At 71.0% G+C, this 24,533-nt stretch carries 15 protein-coding genes; 8 read left to right on the forward strand and 7 right to left on the reverse strand.

All coding sequences use genetic code 11. The features are described from left to right. Positions 1-1,649, forward strand: a 1,649-nt coding sequence (locus tag KCH_RS36405) for a helicase associated domain-containing protein (RefSeq protein ID WP_035876094.1), incomplete at its 5' end; no start/stop codon positions are given. 773 nt (positions 1,650-2,422) lie between these two features. Here KCH_RS36405 and KCH_RS36410 read toward each other — a convergent pair. After that, a complete protein-coding gene (locus tag KCH_RS36410) occupies positions 2,423-2,947 on the reverse strand; it encodes a type 1 periplasmic-binding domain-containing protein (RefSeq protein WP_035876098.1) in 525 nt (174 codons plus the stop codon). Next, complete coding sequence (locus tag KCH_RS36415) at positions 2,944-4,077, reverse strand: S8 family serine peptidase (RefSeq protein WP_167574275.1); 1,134 nt, start codon at positions 4,075-4,077, stop codon at positions 2,944-2,946. Before KCH_RS36415 ends, KCH_RS36410 begins: the two co-directional genes overlap by 4 nt. A gap of 450 nt (positions 4,078-4,527) precedes the next feature. On the opposite strand from KCH_RS36415, the gene KCH_RS46360 reads away from it, so the two are divergent. Further along, positions 4,528-16,857, forward strand: coding sequence for a LamG-like jellyroll fold domain-containing protein (locus tag KCH_RS46360; protein WP_157032505.1), 12,330 nt, complete (start codon positions 4,528-4,530; stop codon positions 16,855-16,857). Positions 16,858-17,222: 365 nt separating this feature from the next. Here KCH_RS46360 and KCH_RS36425 read toward each other — a convergent pair whose 3' ends face one another. Beyond that, positions 17,223-17,609, reverse strand: a complete 387-nt coding sequence (locus KCH_RS36425; RefSeq protein ID WP_035876104.1) for a hypothetical protein — start codon at positions 17,607-17,609, stop codon at positions 17,223-17,225. A gap of 255 nt (positions 17,610-17,864) precedes the next feature. Then, positions 17,865-18,260: a hypothetical protein gene (locus tag KCH_RS36430; protein ID WP_035876107.1), complete on the reverse strand. Its 396-nt coding sequence runs from the start codon at positions 18,258-18,260 to the stop codon at positions 17,865-17,867. Between the two features lie 513 nt (positions 18,261-18,773). Between KCH_RS36430 and KCH_RS36435 the strand changes: the two genes are divergently transcribed. The 3 genes from KCH_RS36435 (at position 18,774) to KCH_RS36445 (ending at position 20,043) form a co-directional block, all read left to right on the forward strand. Continuing rightward, a complete protein-coding gene (locus KCH_RS36435; RefSeq protein WP_035876109.1) occupies positions 18,774-19,247 on the forward strand; it encodes a hypothetical protein in 474 nt (157 codons plus the stop codon). A 151-nt stretch (positions 19,248-19,398) separates the two neighbouring features. Next, complete coding sequence (locus KCH_RS36440; protein WP_157032506.1) at positions 19,399-19,746, forward strand: hypothetical protein; 348 nt, start codon at positions 19,399-19,401, stop codon at positions 19,744-19,746. A 135-nt stretch (positions 19,747-19,881) separates the two neighbouring features. Further along, positions 19,882-20,043: a hypothetical protein gene (locus KCH_RS36445; protein ID WP_167574279.1), complete on the forward strand. Its 162-nt coding sequence runs from the start codon at positions 19,882-19,884 to the stop codon at positions 20,041-20,043. 105 nt (positions 20,044-20,148) lie between these two features. Here the strand turns inward: KCH_RS36445 and KCH_RS36450 are convergent, their stop codons facing one another. The 3 genes from KCH_RS36450 to KCH_RS36455 all read right to left on the reverse strand — a co-directional run bounded on the left by KCH_RS36450 (position 20,149) and on the right by KCH_RS36455 (position 21,925). Beyond that, positions 20,149-21,342, reverse strand: a complete 1,194-nt coding sequence (locus KCH_RS36450) for a methyltransferase domain-containing protein (protein ID WP_051654125.1) — start codon at positions 21,340-21,342, stop codon at positions 20,149-20,151. Then, positions 21,339-21,473 carry a hypothetical protein gene (locus KCH_RS46365; protein WP_279635959.1) on the reverse strand — a complete coding sequence of 45 codons (135 nt, stop codon included), beginning with the start codon at positions 21,471-21,473 and terminating at the stop codon, positions 21,339-21,341. The genes KCH_RS36450 and KCH_RS46365 overlap by 4 nt, the downstream gene beginning before the upstream one ends. A 128-nt stretch (positions 21,474-21,601) precedes the next feature. Further along, positions 21,602-21,925, reverse strand: coding sequence for a hypothetical protein (locus KCH_RS36455; RefSeq protein ID WP_157032508.1), 324 nt, complete (start codon positions 21,923-21,925; stop codon positions 21,602-21,604). Between the two features lie 582 nt (positions 21,926-22,507). Here KCH_RS36455 and KCH_RS38470 point away from each other — a divergent pair. The 3 genes from KCH_RS38470 (at position 22,508) to KCH_RS36470 (ending at position 24,532) form a co-directional block, all read left to right on the forward strand. Continuing rightward, positions 22,508-22,987: a sigma-70 family RNA polymerase sigma factor gene (locus KCH_RS38470; protein WP_051654126.1), complete on the forward strand. Its 480-nt coding sequence runs from the start codon at positions 22,508-22,510 to the stop codon at positions 22,985-22,987. Then, positions 22,984-23,730: a hypothetical protein gene (locus KCH_RS38475; RefSeq protein ID WP_051654127.1), complete on the forward strand. Its 747-nt coding sequence runs from the start codon at positions 22,984-22,986 to the stop codon at positions 23,728-23,730. Before KCH_RS38470 ends, KCH_RS38475 begins: the two co-directional genes overlap by 4 nt. 577 nt (positions 23,731-24,307) lie before the next feature. Further along, positions 24,308-24,532: a hypothetical protein gene (locus KCH_RS36470; RefSeq protein WP_035876123.1), complete on the forward strand. Its 225-nt coding sequence runs from the start codon at positions 24,308-24,310 to the stop codon at positions 24,530-24,532. Position 24,533 lies beyond the last annotated feature (1 nt).

The following is a 24,533-nucleotide window of genomic DNA, read 5'->3' on the forward strand; positions in this document are numbered from 1 at the left end:
TGTACTTCACCGCCACCCCGCGGATCGCCGACGACCGGAGCGCGAAGGACGGCCTCGCCGACCTCACCGCAGACGCCGACGGCGGCGCGGAGAAGCTGCCCGCCCTCTGCTCCATGGACGACGAGCGGATCTTCGGCAGGACCGTGTTCACCTGGACCCTGGGGCAGGGCATCGAGCACGGCTATCTCGCCGACTACCGCGTCCTGGTCCCCGTCGTCACCGATGAGGACCTGCGCGACCTCCTCAACCTGCCGTCCGTCGCCGACCTGCGCTCCCAGCGCAGCAACGAGGAACTCCTGCGCCTGGCGCTGCAGATCGCGGTGCTGCGCGCGGTCGCCGACCTCGACCTGCGCCGCGTGATCACCTTCCACTCCCGGGTGTCCGGGGCGCGTGACTTCGCGAAGTCCCTGCTCGGGACCGCGGAGTTGCTGCCCGACGCGGAGCGCGCGGAGCGGCTGACCGCCCTCGCCGTGGCCGGCACCGACCGACTCAAGGACCGCCGCGCCGCGTTCGCCACGTTCAGGGCCCACACCGGCGAGGACGGCGAAGAGTGCTGCATCCTCTGCAACAGCCGGCTGTTGACCGAGGGCATCGACCTGATCGTCGACGCGATCGTCTTCGCCGACCCCAAGTCGAGCGTCATCGACATCGTCCAGGCCATCGGCCGCGCCCTGCGCCAGGGGTTCCGGCAGGGCAAGCTCGCGTGGATCATCATCCCGGTCTACCTGCCGACGCCCGCGGTCGGCGACGACACCGCGACTGCGCATCCGTCGGAGGTCCGCGACGCCGGCGAGGCGGTGAAGGCGGAGGCCGACGCCGAGATCGAGGCCTCCAGCTTCCGGACGATCTGGCGGGTCCTGCGCGCTCTGGCGGCGCACGACGCCCGGGTGGTGGGCCGGATCACGGAGCTGCGCGGCGCGCGTTCGCAGGGCGCCGCAGACACCACCGCGGCAGCGCCGTCCGAGGCCGGGGAGGCCGGGGGAGGCGAGCAGCCTCCGGGCCCGGTGGAGTCGCCGATCGAGTGGCTCAAGATCGACGCCCGCCGGCACGCGGCGAAGATCCTGCAGACCGTCAAACTGCGCGCGTTCAACCCGCGCGCCACCGAGTGGCAGCGGATGCACGCCGTCGCCACCGCGTTCCATCTCCAGCACGGCCACCTCGACCCCACCGATCGCGAGGCCCACGGCGAGCTGGTGTCCTGGCTCGCCCGCCAGCGTCACCTGCACGGCCAGCAGCTCCTCGACCCGGCCCGTGTCAACGAGCTGGACGCGCTCGGGATGATCTGGTCGAAGAACGCCAACGCGTGGGAGCGCGGGGCCGCCTACGCCGCCGCGTTCCACCGCCGGCACGGGCACCTCGCGATCCCCGCCACCGCCAAGCTCGACGACTACGCGGTCGGCGCCTGGATGCGCCGCCAGCGCAAGGCCGAGAACCTCACCGCCGCCCAGGTCGCGAAGCTGGACGGCCTGGACGGGCTGTGGCGCCTGGAGCCGGACTGGAACCGCTCCTACCGGCGCCTGCTCGCCTATCTCGCCGCCGGCGGAACGCTCGACGGCCCCGCGAACCGCACCGGCCTGGGCGACGATGCGGCGTTCCGGCCCGGCACGTGGCTGCGCAAGCAGGACAAGGCGCGCACTGAGGGAAGCTGACGGAGCAGCAGGTCGCGCTCCTGGACGCGCTCACCCGGCACCCGGAGACCGTCTCCGGCTGATCGGGGCCGCACCGGCCCCGCCGGCCCGGCCTGGGCCGGGACGGGATCCACTCCTGCTCGGGAGCGAAGCAGTGACCATTCAGCGAAACCCGTGGCGTCTGCCGACGCGGCTGTCGGCATGCCCACCGGCAGTTCGGGCCGGCGGCTTTGGCGGCGGGAGTGCGTGCAATTCCGGCCTTGTGCGATTCGCCTAGTCGGCCGTGGCTATTGCAGGTCGGCGTGCAGTTTTTCCGCGCCAAAGTGGGGATCCCGGTGCCTCGCCCGAGAACCCGCTCCCGCGGGCGGCAGGAAGTCCCGGTAAAGTCCCGGCCCGGCTGCGGTCCGCCGCTTGAGATTCCGTCACTGTCTTCCGAAGTTGCGTTGTGGTTTTGGGCGGCCGGAGGAATAGCTTAGCGGTTGGGTCGGGAAATGACTTGGCAACCCGTCTACAGTTCTTGGCGCTGCATCTTTGCTCTCTTGGCGCTCCACGAGGGATCGGGCATCGTTCCGGGGCATGCGGGAGCTTCGTACGGGGCGTTCGCCGGGTGGAGCCTGCCCCTCCTGATCGGGTCCGGGACGCGAGGTCGGCTCGCGCTCGGCCCGTCGGCGTTGTGCCGTCGGCGGGGTCGGCACGCGATGCGGACGGTTCCTTCGGAGGACGGCTTCGTGCGGTGGACGGCGGCCTGCCCCGTCAGGCAGTTTCCGGGTGCCGGCGCGGTGCTGGGGGCTGCGTCAGCGGTGTGCGGGGAGGCCGTGGACGAGGTCGGTGAGTCGGGTGGCGAGTTGGTCCTCCGTCAGAACAGTGGCCCCGGTGCCGGTGAGGTCGGTCCCGCCGGGGGGTGCGACGGCGACGAAGCGGGTCTTCGGCGCGTCCTTGGCCACGGCAGGGACGGCCGCGGTGAAGGCGGGCCCGACGGTGACCAGGAGGGTGCACTGTTGGGCGACCAGGCCGGCGAGGTAGGGGGCGGCGTCCTTCGCGCCGACGGCGGGCATCGCGAGCTGTTGGGCGTTGACGGAGCTGTCCTTGGCAGCCTGTTGGACGACGGCCCAGGTGTGCTGAAGAAGCGTGGCGGTGGCGGGGGAGTCGTCCGCCGCGACGCAGGCGCTGGGGCGGCCCGAGTAGTCGTCGGCGGTGACCCGGGCCGCAGCGGTGCGGTGGGGCCACAGCCACCAGGTCAGCGCGGCGCCAAGGAGGAGGGCGGCGGTGAGCGCGGCGAGCGGGCGCGGTGCGCGGAGGGCGGTGAGCCGGCGGGTCATGGTGATCTGCGGTTTCCGGTTCGAGGAGCGCGGGCGGAAGTGGTCTGCCTGGGGGCGGCGCGTCGCGGGGTGCCGCGTCTTGCCGGTGCGGCCCCCTTGAGCGGCGTCACGGCGGGGGAGAAGCAGCGGGTACGGGCGCGGCGTCGGCGGATCACCGCAGCAGCGGATGCCAGGACGGCCAGGACGAGGGCGGTGAGGACGGCGGCCGGCCCCATGGCGGAGCCTTGGGGCCGTGCGGTGGGAGACGCAGCGGCGCGGAGCGGGTCGGAGGTGTCGGTCGGGAGCGGGGTGGACGACTCGAGCGCGGCACGCGGGTCGAGCAGCCCGTAGCCGGTGCGCGCATCGGGGCGGTCGTGGTGGGCGGAGGTGGTGTCGAGGATCCGGCGGACGATCTGGTGGGCGCCGAGCTGTGGGTACTTCTCCATGAGCAGGGCGGCGGTGGCGGAGACGTAGGCGGCGGCGTAGCTGGTGCCGCTGATCGTCTGCAGCGAGCCGTGGTTGTCGGCGGAGACGACGTGGTGGGCGGGGGCAGCGACGGCGACGGCGCCGGACTCGCTGGGTGTCCAGAACGCCCCGCTCTCGTCGATTCCGGACACCGAGACCACGCCGGGGAAGGCAGCGGGGTACTGGGGCGGGTTGCCCGTCTCGCCCTGGTTGCCCGCTGCCGCCACGACGATCACGCCGTGGCGGTCGGCGTACTCGACGGCCTGGCGCACGAGTTGGTTGGGCTGGTCGGCGGCGATCGAGACGTTGATGACCCGTGCCCCGTGATCGACTGCCCAGGTCATCCCCTGTGCGAGGACTCTGGGATCGGCGGCCGTGTCGGCCATGACCCGGACCGGGAGGATCGAGGCGCCCGGGGCCAGGCCGACCGCTCCCGGCGGGGATCCGGCCGGCGCGGAGGCCGCGATGATCGCGGCGATCGCGGTGCCGTGCGCGTCGCCGGAGGCGTCGCTCCGGCCGTCGCCGCCGTCGCCGAGCAGGCTCGTCCCCGGCATCACCTGGCGTGCCAGATCCGGCCGGGAGGCGTCGACGCCGCTGTCCACGACCGCGACCACCACGCCGCGCCCGGTGCTGTGCTGCCACAGCCTCTCGGCGTCGAAGTGCCGGCCGTCGAGGGGCCAGGACACCGCGCCCGCAGGCTCCCCGACTGCGGTTCCGGGGGTGCCGGCGAGGCAGGCGAGGACGCCGGCCGCGCACACAAAGGAACGCAGGACTCGTCGTACTCCTGGGGCTGACATATCCGAACCAATTCTCCGAGCCGAACGGACGCGGGCCGGGCCCGACGCTGTCGATCCCCTTTCGTCCGGCAGGGATGCTACCCCGGCGGGAATCAATTTTCCCAGCCCCGTCCCGGGTGGATCTGGGGATCCAAAGAAATTCGGCACTACCTTAAAGGATTCGTAAAATATCGGCCGATATTGTTGGCACTTGTCCGTTTTCATGCGCAAAAGTGAGACGGCGAGGACGGCCCCGGCTCTGTACGCCACCACCGGTTGCCGCTAAGAATTCCGCTGCCGGTCGCCAACGGGGCGGCTCGGCCATGTCTGCTTGTGTGGGGGCCGGCTGTGCGCCGCTCGATGTTCCGTCAATTCCTGCCGTCCGCCCCGGTACGCCACCGCCCAGGCGCGACCGGCGTCGAGCCGGCCCGCCGCACCGGTCGCGGCGGAGCGTCCGCGCTGCTGGTGGCCTTGGCCGTGCTCGTCTCGCTCGGCACCCAGGACGCGACGGCGTTCGCGGCCGCCCACGCGCCGCTGAACCTGCCCGCACCCCGCACCCCGGCCCAACTCGCCGGAACCGCCGACGGCCGACCGGACTCGGTGCCCGCCTCAGCGACCTCCAAGAGCGGCACAGGCAAGGGCGACAACCACACCCCCGGACGCGGTGAACTGCCACAGCCGAAGAGCGCCGGCGCCCCCGCCTCCGGCCCGTCCCTCGACGCCCGCACCGCGCAGCCGGTGAAGACCACCGCCCCGCCCGACTGGCTGGAAGGCCGCGCCGCCAAACCGGACGGCACCCCCGCCGCATCCGCCCGGCGGCCGGCAAGCACCGAACTGAAGGCCAAGAACGGACTCCCCGGCCCCGGGAGCGACGGCGACACCGGCGTCGAGGAACCCTCCGCCCGCACCGTCAACACCACCCAGTACCGCAACAACGACGGCACCAAGACCACCCGGGTCTACAGCCGCCCCATCAACTACCAGACCGGCGACGGCACCTGGCTGCCCATCGACACCACCGTGACCCTCGGCCGCGACAACCGCTGGCGCGAGACCGGCAACAGCCGACAGGTCAGCCTCGCCGCGCAGGCCGACAGCCCCTCGCTGCTCACCTACACCCTCGACGACGGGCACGAGCTCTCCTTCGGCCTCGCCGGCACGACGCCGGTGCGCGGCAGCGCCGCAGGCGACACCGTCACCTACCCGCTGGCCGCACCGCAGACCGACCTGGTCTACAACGCCATCGCGGACGGGATGAAGGAGACCCTCGTCCTGCACGACGCTTCCGCGCCCACCACCTGGACCTTCCCGCTGCGCCTGCGCGGGCTCACCGCATCCCTCGACGGCAACGGCGCCGTCGTGTTCAAGGACGAGCAGGGCGCTGTCCGGGCCACCATCCCGGCCGGCTCCATGGTCGACGCGGCCAGCGACCCCCGCACCGGCGAGGGCCGCACCAGCTCGGGCGTCACCTACACGCTCACCACTGCCGACGGCGCCCCGGCCCTGCGCATGGACCTCGACACCGCCTGGCTCCACGACCCCCAGCGTGCCTTCCCCGTCCGGGTCGATCCGACCACCGCCGGCATCACGGGCGACTCCTCGACGTACGTCATCAGCGGCTACACCAACGACAACTCCGCCGACCGCGAACTGCACGTCGGCCGCTACGACAGCCAGCACGTCGGGCGCGGCTTCATCGCCTTCCCCGGTGTCTCCAGCAACCTGGCCAACCAGTTCGTCGAAGCCGTCGACCTCCACATCGCCAACACCCACTCCAACAGCTGCACCAGGAACACGGTCAACGTGTACCAGGTCACCAACAGCTGGTCCGCGTCCGGCATGCGGACCTTCCCGGGCGCGGGCCTGGGACAGCTCGTCGGCACCGAGAAGTTCGCCGACGGCGACCTGTGCGGCGGCGTCCAGTGGGAGACCATCCACCTCGGCAAGGACCAGACGTCCCCGGGTTCCCAACTCGTCAACAGCTGGACCCACGGCCAGCCCAACTACGGCCTCGCGATCACCGCCGACGAATCCACCGTCAACGCCTACAAGCGCTTCGACTCCGCCGTCACCGGCGCCTACGCGCCGTACCTGTCGATCACTTCCTCCGACTGGGCCGCCTCGTACACCGGCGTCGCCAATTACATCCCGCCGACCGCGGTCCAGCCGGGCAGCGCGCAGATCACCCTGCGCAACGAAGCCGCCAACTGGTGGAACTCCAACAGCATGCAGGTCCGCGCCCGCGTCTACGACGCGAACTGGAACGAGGTCGTCGGCGCCGGCCCCCTGGTCGGCGTCCCCGGCCTGGTCCAGACCGGGCAGTCCACCACCGTCACCGTGGCCATCCCGGCGCTGCCCGCCGGAAACCAGTACCAGGTCTGCTGGGACGGCACCGTCAACGGCACGAGCTCCCTCAACGACAGCTACGGCGTCCACTACCAGAACTGCATCTGGGCCTCCGCCCAGAACATCCCCCCGCAGGTCGACACCGCCCTGCCCCTCGGCGACACCCAGGTCGGAGTCCTTGCCCCCGAGCTGTACGCCACCGGCCACGATCCCGACAACTACCCGGGCACCGGCGTCGACTTCAGGTTCCAGGTGTACAGCGCCCCCGCGGTCGGCGACCCCCAACTGATCGCCGACTCCGGGTGGCAGCCGAGCAGCTCCTGGAAGGTCCCCGACGGCCTGCTCGCGTGGAACTCCAGCTACTACTGGACCGTCAAAGCGGGCGACCACCAGGGCGAAAGCCTGCCGTCGGTGCCGCGCTCGTTCAGCACATCCGTCCAGCAGCCCGTGGTCACCTCGCGGATCGGCGGGGCGGTCGGCAACGGCACCACCCGCAGCTTCGACCCGCAGGCCGGCAACTACACCACCGGTGCCACCGACGCCATGGTCGCAGCGGTGGGCCCGTCGCTCGCAGTCAGCCGTACCTACAACTCCCTCGACCCGCGCACCGGTTCGCTCTTCGGTGCGGGCTGGTCGTCGTCCTACGACCTCAGCGTCGTCCCGGACGGCGACAGCGACGGCGGCGTGGTCCTGACCACCGGCAACGGCCGCACCGAGCGCTTCGGCCGCAACGACTTCCAGCTCACCCAACTCGCGGCCGCCGGCGACCAGACCGGAGACGGCATCGACGACGCGATCGCCGTCGACGCCAGCACCGGCAAGCTGTGGGTCTACCCCGGCCCCGACTTTTCCCAGGCCAAGCGCCGCTGGCTCGGCGACGGCTGGAACAGCGTCTCACAAATCGCCGGCGCCGACCTGAACGGCGACGGCATCGGCGATGTCATCGCCGTCGCCGGCTGGAACGGCGCACTCAACCTCTACGCCGGCCAGAGCGGCTCCAACCTGGGCGCGATCACCGCGATCGGCGCCAGCGGCTGGAACGGCATGCGCAACGTGGCGATCACCCCGCCCCTGGCCGCCGACGGCAAGAAGGACATCGTCGCCGTCGACAGCTCGGACAACAACATGTACGCCTACCCGGTCAACGCGAACGGCAGCCTCGGCGCCCGGGTCTACCTCGGCAACGGCTGGGACCCCGGCTACCGCGACGTCATCGGAGGCGACTTCAACCACGACCGCCGCGGCGATGTCGTCACTGTCGACTCCTCCGGCCGCCTGCTCCTCTACCCCGGAACCGGCAGCGCCACCCTGGGCACCGGCACCCTCGGCGGCCCGACCGTCCTCGCCACCGGCTGGCAGAACATGCGCGACCTCGCCCCCGTCAACGGCATCCCCGGAGACCAGGGCACCGACCTGCTCGCCGTCGACAGGACCACCGGCGTCCAGTACCTCTACCGCACCGGCAGCACCCCGCCCGGGTCCCCCCTCACCCGCACCACCACCGGCATGGCCCTCTACACCTCGCCCGCCGGCGAGTTCGAGACCCTCGCCGCCAACCCCGGCGGCGGCTTCACCCTCGCCGACAAGAGCGGCACCGTCTACACCTTCGCCCAGCCCTCCGGCAGCGGCTTCCTGCTCTCGCAGATCACCGACCGCCAGCAACACACCCAGCAGCTGCACTACACCGCAGGCAAGCTCGACACCGCCACCGACCAGGCCTCCGGCCGCGCCCTGCACTTCACCTGGTCCGCCGACGGCAAGCACATCGCCGCCGTCGCCACCGACCCCACCACCCCGGGCGACCCCTCCACCGCCCTGACCTGGACCTACACCTACGACAGTGCCAACCCCGACCGGCTGGCCCAGGTCTGCACCCCGCCCGCCGGAACCAACACCACCCGCCCCTGCACCACCTACACCTACAGCCCCGGCTCCCACTTCCGCACCACGGTGATGGACGCCGGCCCGTCCTCCTACTGGCGACTCGGCGACGCCGCCGACGCCACCAACGCCACCAGCGAGAACATCGCCAACCAGGGCACCGACAAGGGCACCTACACCTCCGTCACCCTCGGCACCGGAACCGGCCCCCTCAACGGCTCCGCCACCACCACCGCCTCCTTCGACGGCACCGCCTCCTCCCTCGCCCTGCCCAACGGAACGCTGCGCAACAGCTACCTCGCCGTCGGCCTCTGGTTCAAGACCACCAGTCCCGGCGCCCTGGTCGGCTACCAGAACCAGCCCCTGGGCACCGCTCCCTCCCACGCCTCCCAGCCGTTGTACATCGGCACCGACGGCAAACTCCGCGGAGAGCTCTACGGCACCGCGATCGGCTTCAACCCGATCACCTCCGCCACCCCGGTCACCGACGGCAAGTGGCACTACGCCGTGCTCTCCGGCGCCGGCGACACCCAGACCCTCTACCTCGACGGCGCACCGGTCGGCACCCTCAACGGCGCCATCGACCACCTGGACACCGACTACACCTACCTCGGCGCCGGCTACACCCAGAACATCCCCTGGCCCGCCGCCCCCGCCCCCGGCGCCGCCGGCGTCAACCACTTCAACGGGCAACTCGCCGAAGCCGCCGTCTACCCGCACGCGCTCGGCGCCCCCGCAGTCGCCGCCCAGTGGGCCGCCTCGCAGGTACCCTCCGCCCAGCTCACCAACGTCGCCCTGCCCTCCGGCAAGACCAAACTCGCCGTCAGCTACGACACCGTCAACGACCGCGCCACCCAGTACACCGACCCCAACGGCGGCATCTGGAAACTCAACCAGCCCACCGTCACAGGATCCGAGCAGGAGTACCGCGGCACCGTCCTCGGCTCCCGCCCCGACGGCTACTGGCGACTCGCCGAAAGCAACGCCAGCCAGGCCGCCAACGCCATCTACACCCCGCGCCCCACCCCGAACAACGGCACCTACTCCAACGTCACCCTCGGCGCCCCCGGCCCGATGACCGCAACCACCGCCGCGACCTTCGACGGCACCACCTCCTGGGCCGAACTCCCCGCCACCTACACCCCCACCACCGGCACCGGCGCCCTCGCCCTCTGGTTCAAAACCACCAAGCCCGGCACCCTGCTCGGCTACCAGTCCTTCCCGATCGGCGGCACCCACACCGTCACCGCCGACCGCTGGACCCCCGCCCTGTACGTCGGCACCGACGGCAAACTCCACGGCGAATTCTGGACCGGAGGCCCGACCCCGATCGCCAGCAGCGCCACCGTCACCGACGGCAAGTGGCACCAAGCAGTGCTGTCCGCCGACACCCCCACCACCCAGACCCTCTACCTCGACGGCCAGAGCGCCGGCACCGCCACCGGCCAGATCAAGGACAACGGCCAGACCCACCTCTACCTCGGCGCCGGCTACGCCGGACCCGGCTGGCCCTCCGCCCCCGCCGACCCGTTCGGCCACTTCAACGGCCAGATCGCCGACGTCGCCGCCTTCGACCACGGCATCGACGCCGCCGCACTCTTCGCCCAGGCCGCCAACGGCTCCGCCGCCTACGACGGCGCCGTCGTCGACGCCCACCCCACCGGCTACTGGCGCCTGAACGACACCGCCGGCAACCAGATGGCCGAACTGCTCACCTCACAAGCCCTCACCCAGAACCAGGGCACCTACTCCAACACCACCCAGGCCGCCGGCGGCCCCTACGCCACCGGCAACACCAACGCCACCACGTTCAACGGCACCACCTCGGCCGTCCGGCTGCCCGCAAACGCCGCCCCCCGTGTCGGCAACACCGCCACCGTCGAGGTCTGGTTCAAGACCGCCAACGCCGGCGTCATCTACAGCTACCAGTCCGACCCCCTCGGCAGCACGCCGGCCACCTCCACCCCCGTCCTGTACGTCGGCACCGACGGCAAACTCCACGGACAGGTCTGGAACGGCGACAAGAACAACACCATCGCCTCCGCCACCACCGTCAACGACAACGCCTGGCACATGGCCACCCTGGTGATCGGCTACACCAGCGGCAACTACTTCCAGCAGCTCTACCTCGACGGGACAGCCACCGGCAACCGCATCACCGGCCCCACCAAGTACAGCAGCACCCAGTACTCCTACCTCGGCGCCGGATCCGCCACCGGCTGGCCGTCGGCACCAGCCGACGCCAACGGACACTTCACCGGCCAGATCGCCGACCTCTCCTACTACGGCTACGCCCTCGACACCACCATCATCGGCCGGCACTACACCGCTGCCACCGCTCCCGCGGGCGAAGCCGTCACCCAGTCCGCGAACTACCGCACCTCCGTCATCGGCTCCGTCCCCGAGGCGTACTGGCGGCTGAACGAACCCGCCGGCAGCACCGTCGTCCAGGACACCCTCGGCACCCCCCTGCCCAACCAGGAACACGGCACCTACACCAACACCACCCTCGGCGCCACGGGACCCTCCGGCAGCTCCGACGGCACCGGCGCGACCTTCAACGGCACGACCTCACTCCTGCAACTGCCGAGTTCCGCCGCCCCGCGACACGGTGCCAACAGCATCGAGTTGTGGTTCAAGACCAGCACCGCCGGCGTCCTGTACAGCTACCAGTCCTTCCCGCTCGGCACCGCGCACACGGCCGGCACCAACCAGTGGAACCCCGCCCTGTACGTCGGAGCCGACGGCAGGCTGTACGGCGGCCTGTGGACCGGCGACCCGGCCAACACCCTCGCCTCCACCAAGACCGTCAACGACAACGCATGGCACCACGCCGTGATCGCCGGCGACGACAACGGCCAAACCCTGTACCTCGACGGCGCCGGCGCCGCGAGCTCCACCGTCAAACGCACCGTCTACTACAACGGCGCCGCATACGTGTACGTCGGCGCCGGCACCGACGACGGCGGCTGGCCCAACCACCCCGCCAGCACCGACGGACGCTTCACCGGAACCATCGCCGAGGTCGCCCACTACCCGTCCGTGCTCGGCGCCGACACCGTCACCGCGCACTACAAGGCCATGGGCAGCGCCACCGCCCAGACCAAAACCACCGTCGCGACCGTCAGCGACCCCGCCTCCCACACCCTCACCTGGCGCTGGGACACCCGCACCGGCCAACTCGCCGCCACCACCGACGGCACCGCCGCGACCAGCCGCTACAGCTACGACACCCACGGCTTCCTCTACAGCACCACCGACGCGAACGGGCACTCCACCACCACCGGCCACGACGAGCGCGGCAACCCTGTCTCCACCACCACCTGCACGGACGCCGCGCACTGCCACACCGCCTACGCCAGCTACTCCTACAGCGAAGGCAACCCGTTCGACCCCTCCAACGACCGGCGCCTGACCAGCACCGACGCCAGAGCCAAGGACGCCAGCGACAGCACCTACGCCACCACTTACGGCTACAACACGCTCGGCGACCCCACCACCACGACCACTCCCGCAACCCCCGACTTCCCGGGCGGCCGCACCGCCACCACCACCTACACCACCGGCACCGAACCGGCCGTCGGCTCCACCGGAACCCAACCCGCAGCCCTGGTCGCCACCACCACCGACGTAGGCGGCGCAACCACCGCCTACGCCTACGACAAGACCGGCAACCTCACCCGCACTACCACACCCACCGGCCTGGTCACCACCCGCACCTACGACAACCTCGGCCGCACCACCGCTACGACCACCACCTGCACCGACTGCGGAAACGCCGCCGCGTCCACCACCACGGCCTACACCTGGGACGGTCTCGGCAACCCGCTGACCCAGACCGATCCCGCCACCACCGACGCCGTCACCGGCACCGTCCACACCCGCAAGACGGCCCTCACCTACGACACCGACGGCAACCTCACCACCCGGACCGTCTCCGACACCACCGGCGGCGACGCCTCCCGAACCACCACCTGGGCCTACAACACCACCAACAACCTCCTCAACAAGACCACCGACCCCGCCGGCCGCACCACCGTCTACACCTACGACGCCTACGGCAACGTCACCAACAGGACCGACCCCGCCGGCACCCGGTGGAGCTACACCTACGACGGACGCAACCGGCTCGTGCGCACCGGCATCGGCAACTACACCGGCAGCCCGCTCGATCCCGTCCCCTCCCGCGCCCAGGTCCTCGAAGCCCGCGCCTACGACCCCGCCGGCCGCCTGGCCACCGTCACCGACGCGATGGGCCGCACCACCCACACCTACTACAACGACGACAACACCGTCGCCGAGGTCGACCTCGACGCCTACCGAAGCCCCGACGGCACCCAGCGCACCGTCGTCCTGCAGCAGAACACCTACGACGCCGCAGGCCGGCTCACCCAGCAGACCACCGGCGGCGGCAAGACCACCGTGGCCACCGTCTACGACGCCGCCGGCCGCACCACCGCCACCACCCTCGACCCCGGCGGCCTCAACCGCACCACCGCCTACACGTACGACGCCGCCGACAACGTCCTCACCACTGTCCTGAGCGGCGGCGGCGAGACCCGCGAAACCGACGCCACCTACAACAGCGTCGGTCAGGTCCTCACCCAGACCGTCAAGAACACCCCTGCCGACAGCACCGTCAAGAACACCTACGACCAGCGCGGCCTCCCGCTCACCACCATCAGCCCGCTCGGCAACACCGCCGGCGCCGACCCGGCCGCCTACACCACCACCTACAGCCACGACGCCCTCGGCCGCCTCACCCTCACCACCGCTCCGCCCGCCGACACGACCACCGTCGACCCCGCCACCGGCACCGCCACCGTCCTGCACGGCACCCGGGCGATCTCCCGGGCCGGCTACGGCATCGACGACGACCCGACGTCCACCCAGGACCCCACCGGCAGCATCACCACCTACACCCACACCTGGGACCCGGCCACCGGCCACCACGAATCCGTCGCCAGCCCCTCATACGCCGCCCCGGGCCAGACCGCCGCCGTCACGGCCATCACCCAGATCGACTACGACGCCCTCGACCGGCCCCAGCGCCAACTCGACGCCAAGAACCAGCTGACCACCCACACCTACGACCAGCTCGGCAACCTCGTCGCCACCGACTACCCGCAACTGGCCGGTACCGCCCCGAAGGCGTACGCGACCTTCGACCTCGCCGGGGACCTGCTCTCCGCGACCGACCCGACGGGTGCCCGCACCGAATCCACCTACGACGACCTCGGCCGGCCGATCACCACCACCGACCTGGTCCGGCACCCCACCACGGCCACTGACGCCTTCACCACCACCCTCGAGTACGACGACGCCGGGAACACCACATCCGTCACCACTCCCACCGGAGCCCGCACCACCGCCACCTACAACGCCGCAGGCGAGAACACCTCCGTCACCGACCCGCTCGGCAACACCACCACCAGCACCTACAACCTGGCAGGCCAGCCCCTCAAGAACACCCAGCCCGGCGACCAGCCCGGCACCCCGGGCCCCGCCACCACCATCGGCTACGACCGGGCCGGCCAGATGAAGACCACTACCCGGCTCTCGGCAGCCGGCGCCGTGCTGGCCAGTAGTGCTGCCTCCTACGACGTGGCGGGCAACCCGGTGTCCGCCACCGACGCCGACGGAAACACCACCACGGCCGCCTACGACAACCTCGGCCGCATCGTGCGCCACATCGAGCCCGTCTCCGCCACCGCGAACGTCACCACCGCGTTCGGCTACGACGCCACCGGCCACCGCACCGCCTACACCGACGGCAACGGCAACACCACCTACTACACCTTCAACACCCACGGGCTGCCCGAGTCCACCATCGAGCCCGCGACCCCCGCCTACCCGAGCGTCGCCGATCGCACCTACACCCTCGGCTACGACCTCCTCGACGCCCCCACCACAAAGAACGAACCCGGCGGCGTCACCCTCACCAACGCCTACGACGTCCTGGGCAACCTCACCGCCCAGAACGGCACCGGCGGCGAAGCCGCCACCAACCCCGCCCGCACCTTCGGCTACGACCTGGCCGGCCGCCTCACCTCGATGTCCGCCCCCACCGGCACCCAGACCTACACCTACGACGACCGCGGACAGCTCACCGCCGCCAACGGCCCCCTCAGCCACGCCACCTACACCTACAACGGAGACGGCAACCTCACCCGACGAACCAACGAATCCGGCCCCGCCACCTACACCTACGACAACGCCGGCCGCCTGAAGACCTTCGCCGAACCCCTCACCAACACCCTCCTCACCTACAGCTACACCACCCGCGACCAGGTCGCCACGATCCAGTACGGCACCGGCAACAACCGCACCTACACCTACGACGACCTCGGCAACACCACCGGCGACAGCCTCACCACCGCCACCGGCACCGCTGTCTCGTCCCTCACCTACACCTACTTCCCCTCCGGCCGCCTCAAGACCAAGACCACCGCCGGCCTCGCCGGAGCGAGCACCAACACCTACGCCTACGACCAGGCCGGCCGCCTCAGCACCTGGACAAACGGCGCCACGCCCACGAGCTACGGCTATGACGGCAACGGCAACCTCACCGCAAACGGCGCCAACACCGCCACGTACAACCAGCGCAACCAGCTCACCTCCAACAGCCTCGGCACCAGCTACACGTACACCGCCCGCGGCACCCGTTCCACCAGCACCACCGGCAACGCCACCACCACCGCGACCTACGACGCCTACGACAACCTCACCGCCCAACAGGGCCAGACCTACACCTACGACGCCCTCGGCCGCCTCACCCAGTCCGGCACCCACGCCTTCACCTACGACGGCCCGACCGGCACCCTCACCTCCGACGGCACCGAGAACTACTCCCGCACCCCTCGCGGCACCCTCACCGCCATCGGCTCGGCGAACAGCGCGGCCCTGGCCTACACCGACCGCCACGACGACCTGATCGGCACCTTCGCCGCCACCGGCACCGCCCCGACCGCTTCCACCGCCTACGACCCCTGGGGCAAGCCCACCGGTTCGACCGGCAACCCAGCCAGCCTCGGCTACCAGGGCGGCTGGACCGACACCACCACCGGCCAGGTCAGCACCGCCAGCCGCTGGTACGACCCCGCCACCGCCGGCTTCACCAGCCGCGACACCGCCACCCTCGCACCGACCACCGCCGCCACCGCCAACACCTACTCCTACGGCGCAGGCGACCCCCTCGCCAACACCGACCCCAGCGGCCACAACCCCTGCACCAGCGGACCCAGGCCAAGCCGGGACGGATCACCCACCAACCCGTACGGGAACAGGACCGCGAAGAACCGCCAGGCCACGATGGAGCGGTACTACGACCTCTCGTCGTACAACAGCCGCTCCAACGGGAACCCCAACAGGGCCCAAAGGAACCAGCAGGCCACGATGGAGCGCTACTCCGACCTGGCCAGGTACAGCGCCGCCGGCGGCGGCGGACAGACCGCGGCCGACTACGGATCCTCGGCCTGGCAGAAGCGAGGAAGCGGCTACGGGTCCGGAAAGAACGGGCGCGATCCGCGCGTCACCAAGATGGAAAAGGAGAGCTTCAGCTTCCAGAGATGGGCACCCGCCGGCAATTCGAAGAGAGGGGGCGACGAGTATGGGCTGGCAGCTGGATATGATGACTGCGACGACAATTCCGGGTCGAACGGATATCGTCCCCCAAGAATCGACTGGACAAGGGTTGAGCCAGGCCACAACCCCAACAGCGACAACACTCCCGCGGCGTCCTCACTCAACGGGCAGCAGGCAGGACAGACCCAGAACATTGTCGCCTCGGCGTCGAACCCCGCCGCCGCTGCTGCATCGCTGCAAGCGGCCGGCGCTCCCGGCTCCGCACCGGCTCCATCTTCAGGCGAAGACGACCCGGAGAACTGGGGATCGTGCCTCAGGAGCCGCCCTCCGGGAGCTGAGGACCTCGGCACGGGCTGGGTGAATTACGAGCCGCTTGAAGCGCCGACCAACAGGTCCTTCGGCGCCGAGGCCTGCATGGTCGGTACCAATGCGCTCGCGGAATTCCCGACGGATGCCGGCGATGGCCAGAAGGCAACGCAATCGCCTATTGCAGGGTGGGCCGAAGCGCAGAGAATGGCCGCCAAATATCCGGAGGCCTCCTCGGTCAGTCGCTGCCATTTCATTCCGCGTCAGTTGGGCGGTTCCGGAAGGGCCGAAAATCTGGCCCCATGCTGGCAATATCCGGTTAATACCGGGAGCGGCAGCATGATGGACTACCAGGACTTTGCCGACAGCTATCTCCGCAAGGGGAATGTAGTGGAGATGGCGGTATATGCGCACTATCAGAAGGGTGACACTGTGCCGTTTGGGTTCGGCATTGCAGTCTGGGTGTGGGACAAGGAAGGAAAGTTGGTGAAGACGATGCGTACGCCCACCGACCACTGGCTCGAAAATCGGTGGGGCAACATCAACCTCGCCACAGGACGTGAAACGTGGTGAGTACGGCCAGCCGGTGGCGGGCTGGTCCCTCACGCGAGGTCGGCGTCAATTCGCCCCTGGGCCGCGCCGGCGCCACATCGTCGCCCGGTAGGAGCAGACGCGGCTGACCGATGAGGCCGGCACCTGGCTGGGCGCGGCCGAGGAGGTCGGCCTCGTGTCCTCCTCCTTGGCGCCGAGTGAGGACCGTGCCGCGGTGCTGCTGGACGACCGGGGCAGGGTGTGGGCGCAGTGCCCCACCGGCGGCGGGAGTGACGACCTGGTCCTGTCGCTGGTGTTACGCCCGCGAGGAGGCGGTCTCCGTGCAGGACCTGGCCGAGCAGGGCGTGCGGCTCACCCATGTCGGATGGACCCGCTGACCGGCAGGCTCAGAGGCTGCTGATGAGCCGGGCCGGGACGGTGAGGAGCATGAGCAGTCCGGCTTCGGCTGCGGGTCGGAGGCCGAAGACGTCGGTGAACGGGCCGGTGACCAGCAGGAGGGCGCGGTGGTCGCGGACGCGCCGGCGCCAGTGCCGGTCGGCGGCGATCTCGCCGTCGAACCAGGTGGTCCCGTCGGGCCGGTGCAGGGTGAGCCGGTAGTCGTTCAGGACCGCCGACCAGTCGGGGTGCGGGTCGGCGGTGTCGTGGCTGGCCCAGCCGTCGGCGGCGGGCACCGGGCGGTCGGGGGCGGCGGGGACGATCAGCGCGGGACGGCCGTCGGGCATCAGCTCCGGCCAGGGCGTGCCCTTCAGCCCGGTGGCGCTGATCATCTCCATGCCGGTGCAGTTCCCCCCGTCCGTGCCGCTCACCCCCGGTCGACATCATCGGGCATCAGGCGCTGCCAGGACGGGCGAACGGCCTGACGACCAGGCAGTTGAGCCGGCCCTGGGCCGCCGGTTGCCACCGGCCTCGGCCGTGCCGTAGGGCCGTGCTGCGCCGACCGGACGGGTCACAGCTCACGGTCCAGGTGGACGGTGATCCACCACAGGGTGGGCCCCGGTGACGGCCGGGGCCCACCGCCGTGGGCGCTGTCAGGCGCCGGCGGGTGCGTCTTCGATGTCGGAGATGAGCTTGGTGCTCAGATCGCTCTGGACGGCGAGCCGGGTGTGGCCGGCGTCGGGGCCGGTGCCCCAGGTGAGGGTGACGGTGGTGAACAGGTGGCCGGCACCGGAGTCGTGGTAGCGGACTTCCCAGTGTGTGGGGACGTCCTGGGCACGCAGGACGCCGTCGGCGTGGTTGGCCTCCTCCCAGGCGGCCAGCCGCTGGCGGAGGTCCTCGGTGAGGTAGTGGGCGCGCAGCTCCTCGCCGAGGTCGTCGGTGCCGTCGTCGACGGCGTCGATGTAGGCGCCGTAGAAGTCGGCGACCCTGTCGACGGCGGAATCGGGACTCCCGCTGCGCGTCGGTGTGCTGGTCTCGGTGGTGGTCATGGGGACGTCTCCTTGGTCGGGCTGAAGGCTGGTTGGCTGACAACCGACTAACGATCCCTTCCCGTCCGGGTCGCGGCCTGGCCGTCCCGCCCGGTGGCTCGGGGCCGGGCGGGTCTGCTTCCGCCTGATGCCCTGTCTGGCGCCCCGTCTGCCGGGCCGCTTGACATCGCCACCCGACCCGGGAGCGCCGCGCCGGGCGCCGGCCCCTGAACGAACCCACCGGCGTGCCCCGTTCCCGCCGTCGTGGGGTTCTGCCGCCGGCCGGTCCGCGGTGCGGCTGTCAGGCCCTCCCGCTGCGCCCCGGTCGCCGGCCGGGGCCGTCCTGGTGTCCGTCGCGCGAGCCGGCACCGGGTGGGGTGGCGTTCGGGCGTTCTGCTGCGTCGGGCCGGGGCGTGTTGGGACGCTGCGGTGGTGAAGAGTGTGCGTGGGGTGGGCCCGGATCGTGTCTGTGTGCTTCCTGGCCGTCCGGACTGGATTCGGGACGTCGCCTGCCTCGGTGACGAGGTGTTGGGGATGCTTGCCGCGGCTGCCGCGGCTGCGGCGGCGAACGCGTACCGGGACGACGGCCGCTTTCTGCTGACCGCCGATGCCTGCCGGGCCGCGGGCCTGCTCGTCGAGACTCCGGCCGGGGCCGTTCCCGAGGACGGCGGCGCCGGCCAGGTGGTGCTGTACACGGTGCCGGTCTGGAAGCTGGAGGCGTTGTGGGACGTGCTGCTGGTGCTGCGCCGCGCGGTGGCGGGCGACCCGGACACGGACGTGGTGCGCGGGCTTCTGGAGCTGCTGTGCGCCGACGTGGTCGCTGCGGCCCGGACGGTGGGGCGGGTGGTCGCGGATCTGGAGAAGGTGGCGGCGGTCCTGGTGCTGGAGCTGCCGGAGGTCAAGGCGGTGGCCACGGCCGTGGTCCTGGGCGAAGAGCGGGGAGATGCCGCCGTCGACGCCTACCGCCGGATCACGGCCGCCTGGACGGACGCCGGAGTCCGGCACTGACCTGGCCCCGCTGCCCGGACGTGCAGGGCTCGCGCGTCGAGCAGCTCGCCATCGCCTGCTGGGACCGCAGGAGGACGGGCCGGTCCCCTGGGCCCGGGCGGGTCGTCTGAGGCCCCGTCCGGGGCCGTGTGGGGGCCGTAGGATGCCGGCCATGGCGATGAGCGATGATGTCCCTGACGGTCCGTCAGTTCCCGTGCACGGAATCGGCCCGCGGCCGCCGGTGCCGACCTGCGACTTCTGCTCGCGCCCGGGGGCGATCGTCTTCTTCGCCACCGCCGAGTTCTTCATCGACCTCCCCACCTACACCTGGGCGTCGGGCGACCGGTTCTACGCCTGCCCGACGTGCCGGGCGCTGGTCGACGCCGGCGACTGGCCGGGCCTGATCGCCTACGCCGGCCTCGGCGCGCGCGGCGCCAAAGTGGTGGAGGGCTTCCGCGACCACCACACCCCGGGCGCGGTCACGTTCGAGCCCGGCACCCACCCCGAGCACAGCCGCTGACCCCGGGCCCCTCGCACCTCGTTGCCCGGACATGCAGGACCGGTGCGTCGAGCAGCTCGCCATCGTCTACTGGGACCGCACGATGAGGCCGGCCTCGTGCCTATCGTGTCCGTGCCGAGTGAGGACCATGCCGCGGTGCTGCTGGACGATCGGGGCAGGGTGTGGGCCGAGTGCCCTACCGGTGGCGGGAGTGACGACCTGGTCCTGCCGCTGGTGTTCGCCCGCGAGGAGGCGGTCTCCGTGCGGGGCCTGGCCGAGCAGGGTGTGCGGCTCACCCACGTCGGATGGGTTCGCTGACGGGCAGCCAGGAGCCCTGCACGCCTTCGAGCTTGCAGGGCTCCTGGCTGCCCGGCCTGCTGGTGCCGGGCGGGCCACCGGTTCGGGGCCGGCCCACCACCGGGGTCAGCGTGCGGTCGGGTTCCACGGGTGGTCGGGGTTGTCGAGCCACAGGGTGCGGGTGCCGGCGGTGGTGACGGTGAGCCCGAACCTGTCGTAGCCGGGCCGGCCGGCTTTGTCCCAGGCCTGCCAGGCGGTGTGGATCTCTTCCCACAGCCGGCGGGGTCCGGTCTGCCGCACGTCGAACTCGGCCTGGCCGGGCACGGAGTCGACCGTCGCCCAGGAGGTCACCGCGGTGTCGAAGAACCACCACGTCACCGTGTCCCGGTACGGGGCGCGCCGGTAGTAGAGGTCCGGCAGGGCGGCGCCGATGGCGAACTGGGCGAGCCAGGAGTCCCCGATGTCCTCCGGGTCGAGGCCGGTGAGCGACGGCGTGGCGTCGCCGGGCCATTCGCCGGGCAGGTAGGCGTCGACGGGCGGTGCCTGGTAGCGCTGCTGGCGCATCCGCATGAAGTCGGCGGCCCCGGTGAAGCGCCCGCTCGCGGAGCGTCCGTCGTCGGCGACGCGGAGGCGGGCGGTGGCGCCGCCGCCGAACAGCGTGGCGGTGGGGGCCACGATGACACCGCCCGGCACGGTCTGTTCGAGCCAGGCGACGGGGACGTCGGTCAGCAGGCTCGAGCAGGTGGCGATCAGCCGGTCGGCCCGCCCGTCCACCCCGTCCACCCCGTCTGCCCCGACCGCCGCGTCGGCGCCGTCCCCGAGCAGCACCTCCACCCCGCCCAGGCCCGCCGCCGCCAGGTTCCCGCGCGCGCAGCGGGCGACGGCCTCGTCGATCTCGACGCTCACCACCTGCTCCGCGCCCAGGCGGTGCGCCAGGAGCGCGGCGTTGAAGCCGGGCCCGGTGCCGACCTCCCGCACCCGGTGCCCGTCCTCGACGTCGAGGTCGCCGAGCATCCGCGCCACCATCGTCGGCATGCTCAGGCTCGACGTGAAGTCCCGCTGCCCGCCGCCCTCGTCGCCGTCGTCCCACTGCGTGATCGCCGCCGTGTCCCGGTACGCGCCGGCCAGCCACTCCTCCGGATCCGTGCCCTGGTCGCGCCGCACCGCCGCGCCGTCGACGAACTCCCAGTACACGGGCGGCAGGAACAGATGCCGGGCCACGGCCTCGAACGACCCGCGCCACCCCGCGTCCAGCACACCCGCCTCGGCGAGCCGATCGGCCAGCGCCACCCGCGCGCCTGCCGCCAGGTCGCCGCTCACTTCTTGTGCTTCGGGTCCGGAGCCGGCCCCTGACCGTCCGGGCTCGGCTTCGGCCCGATCGCCGGACCACCCGGCTTCGCGTGCGCCCCGCCCCCGCCGTCCTGCTCCCCGCCCTTGTTCTCGTCACCCATCGTCGATCCCCTCTCACGCAACGAAACCAGCATCGTGGCGTGCGCGCCCCACGGGCCGCAAGAGCGTGTCGTCGGACTCCCGGCCTGAGCGCCGCGTCGCGGCCGCGAGACGCTCACCGGAGCGGACCTCATTGGTCGCCGTACTCCACGACCTTCCACCCGTCCGGGAGCTTTCGGACCTCGAAGCCCGGCGCGAGTACCTGGTGCACGTACGAGCGGTCCGCCCAGTTGGTGAGGGTGTCGTGGACGGTGCTGATGATCGGCTCGTCCGTGTTGTCGAAGAGCACCACCGGCTCCAGCGACGAGAACATGATCGAGCCGGAGTCCTTCTTGATCGGTAGCCACCCGATCACCGGCACCACCATGATCAGGCTGTCCTCCGGGCAACCGATCGCCACCCGCCAGCCGTTCGGCGCCGCCACAAAGCCCGCCAGCCCACTCGTATCAGTCATGGCCCCACCCTGGCCCTGCCTCGACCTCCCGTCCCGGACTTCGCCGATTCTCCTGCCCGGCCGTTGCGGCCGATCGCCGAGTCCGGACGGCCACCCCGGGGGGCGTATGTGTGATTCACGCCACGCCCTGTTACGGAGTGTGCTCGAATGGGTGCTCCATTGACCTCTCTACCTGTCACTCTCTGGCAGCCACAGTGCACGATGTCGCTTTGAGTAGTTGAGCGACTTCTGATCGTGAGATTTATCCGGTCGGCATGCGTGAACGGCAGGCCTCGTTTGGTTGTGTGGTCGTGGGCCACAACGTGACCCCGGCGTGCAGGACCTGACGCCGCGTCGACCGAAAGAGTCCGATGAAAACCCTCCGTGACACGGTGCCGCAGGTGCGTGCGGCCCGTACCCGATCCCGCCGGCCGGGCGCTCGTTCCGTGCCGGCCGCGGTGTCCTGCAGCGCGCGGGCGGCCTGGTGAACGACGACACCTTCGCCACCGGCAACGGCCCGGCCGTGCACGACCCCGTCGACCTGCCGCTCGACTTCGAGGCCTTCTTCCTGGCCAACCAGAAGGACTACCGGCAGTTCGTGAGATGCTCGGCGACCGCAGCGCCGCCGACGAGGTCGCCCTCGAGGTCTTCACCCACCTCTGCTGCCACTGGGCCGAAGCCCTGGAGGCCCCCGACTTCGAAGCCCACACCCGCACCGTCCTGGTCGGCGCCGTCACCTACCGCGTCCACCGCCTGCGCCGTGAACACGACCTCGCCGCGCGGCTGCACGCAGCCCGCCGGCTCCTGCGGCAGATCCGGGAGACCCTCGTCAACGCCGACGGCGGCGTCGGCCTGTTCGCCGCGATCGCCGACCTCCCCGACCGCCAGCAGGAGGTTGTGATCCTGCGCTACTCCATGGGCTACACCTCCGCGTTCACCGCCCTGATCCTCAACCTCGCCTCCCGCACGGTCGACTACCACTGCCGCCACGCGGTCGCCTCCCTCGACCAGACGCTGACCGGCCTTCACGTCCTGCGCCGCACCACCGTCATCCCTCGGCCCCGCCGGGAAGGAGTCCGATGAACCCCGACGACATCCTCGAGTCCCTGCTCGCCCGGCCCGAGGCCGAGGACGACGACTTCGACGTCCCCGGCGCCCTGCGCCGGATCTCCGCCGACGTCGCCCGCATCCGGCGCCGCCAGCAGCCCCCGCCCACCTGGTGGGCCGAGCAGGCCCACGCCCGCGAGTGCCTGGACGCCGTCGTGCGCACCGAGATCGCCGCCCGCGCCAGGACGATCGGCGGCCTGGCGAACCTCGCCGAACTCGCCGACCGCGCCACCGCGGCCCACCCCCGCCACGCCGGCGGGACCGAGGAGATCGCCCAGGAGATCATCGCCTTCCGACTCTTCGGCTGCCTGCTTCACCACACCGGACAACACCCCGTCAGCGCGGAATTCTGGTGGAAGATCGGAGCCGGCGCCGGAGACCGGACCTCCGCCTGGTGCCTGTACCTGCACCACCTCGGCCACGGCGAGATCGAAGAAGCCCGGCTCTGGTTCGACCAGGCCGTCCACGTCGACGAAGCCGACGAGCCGCTCCAGCCCGGCGTTCCCGCGCCCGCCGTTCCCGACATGGAGGACTACTTCCGCACCGCGCCGATCGTCGGCGACGTCCGCGCCTCCGCCCCGGCCGCAGCACCCCCCGGCAGGCTCCTCGCCGAGGTCCAGCGCCTTGTGACCACCACGAGCGACGACACCTACGGCATCGTCACCTGCCCCGACCGCCGCCTCGCCGACCGCATCGAGGAGTACGCGAGCCTGAACTGACCCGCCGACCGCAACTGCGCGTATTCGGATATATGACGGCCGGAGGATCAACTTCCTTCGCTGTCAGCCGGTTTGCCGTAGCAGCGCTTCCCCGGATCGCCAAAACTCCCGGCGGCCGGGATGGGCGGGCATGAAGAAGGGCGCCGGGATGGACCCGGCGCCCTGCAATGTCTTCTTAATCATCGGGCCGGCTGCGGCAACAGCTGGTGGCCCATCCCTTGTGCTAACCAACCGACAGCCAGGGAAAGCCGTCGTGAGCCAGCATCACAACCGGGTGCTGCAGCTACAACCGACTGCGGGACAAGAGGGCGTTCTTTGAAACAATCTGACGCGATGGGATCTCTATGACCTGCTGAAACGATGGTCCATCGCCTGCCTTGTGTCCGACGAAACTGTCTAAGAAATACGGACACTCTGAAACAATGGGCGGGGACTCCCAGGGTACGGACTTGCTTTTGAAGTCCCCTACAGGCGAAGATCTGTGATGCCCCGTCAGTTCCGTGGACGGCAAGCCACAAGGGGCGCACCCAGCTAACCAACCGACATCAGAAGAAAGTTGAGGAGGGCTTCTATGCCCATGTCCCTGCCCCCCCGGCCGCTGAGCGGCGGCCTGCCGGTGGGCGTCATCGCCGTCGTGATCCTGATCGTGGTGATCGCCGGCACGGCTGTCGTCCAGCCCGCCGTGGTGGCCAACCCGATCGTGGCCGCCGCGGCCACCGCTGTCGTGACCACCGCGGTCGCCTGGTTCATCAAGCGGGCCCTGCGCAGCACCGTGCGCCTGCGCTGGAACCTGAGCCGGTAGT

The sequence above is a fragment of the Kitasatospora cheerisanensis KCTC 2395 genome, assembly GCF_000696185.1.
GTDB classification, from domain to species: Bacteria; Actinomycetota; Actinomycetes; order Streptomycetales; family Streptomycetaceae; genus Kitasatospora; species Kitasatospora cheerisanensis.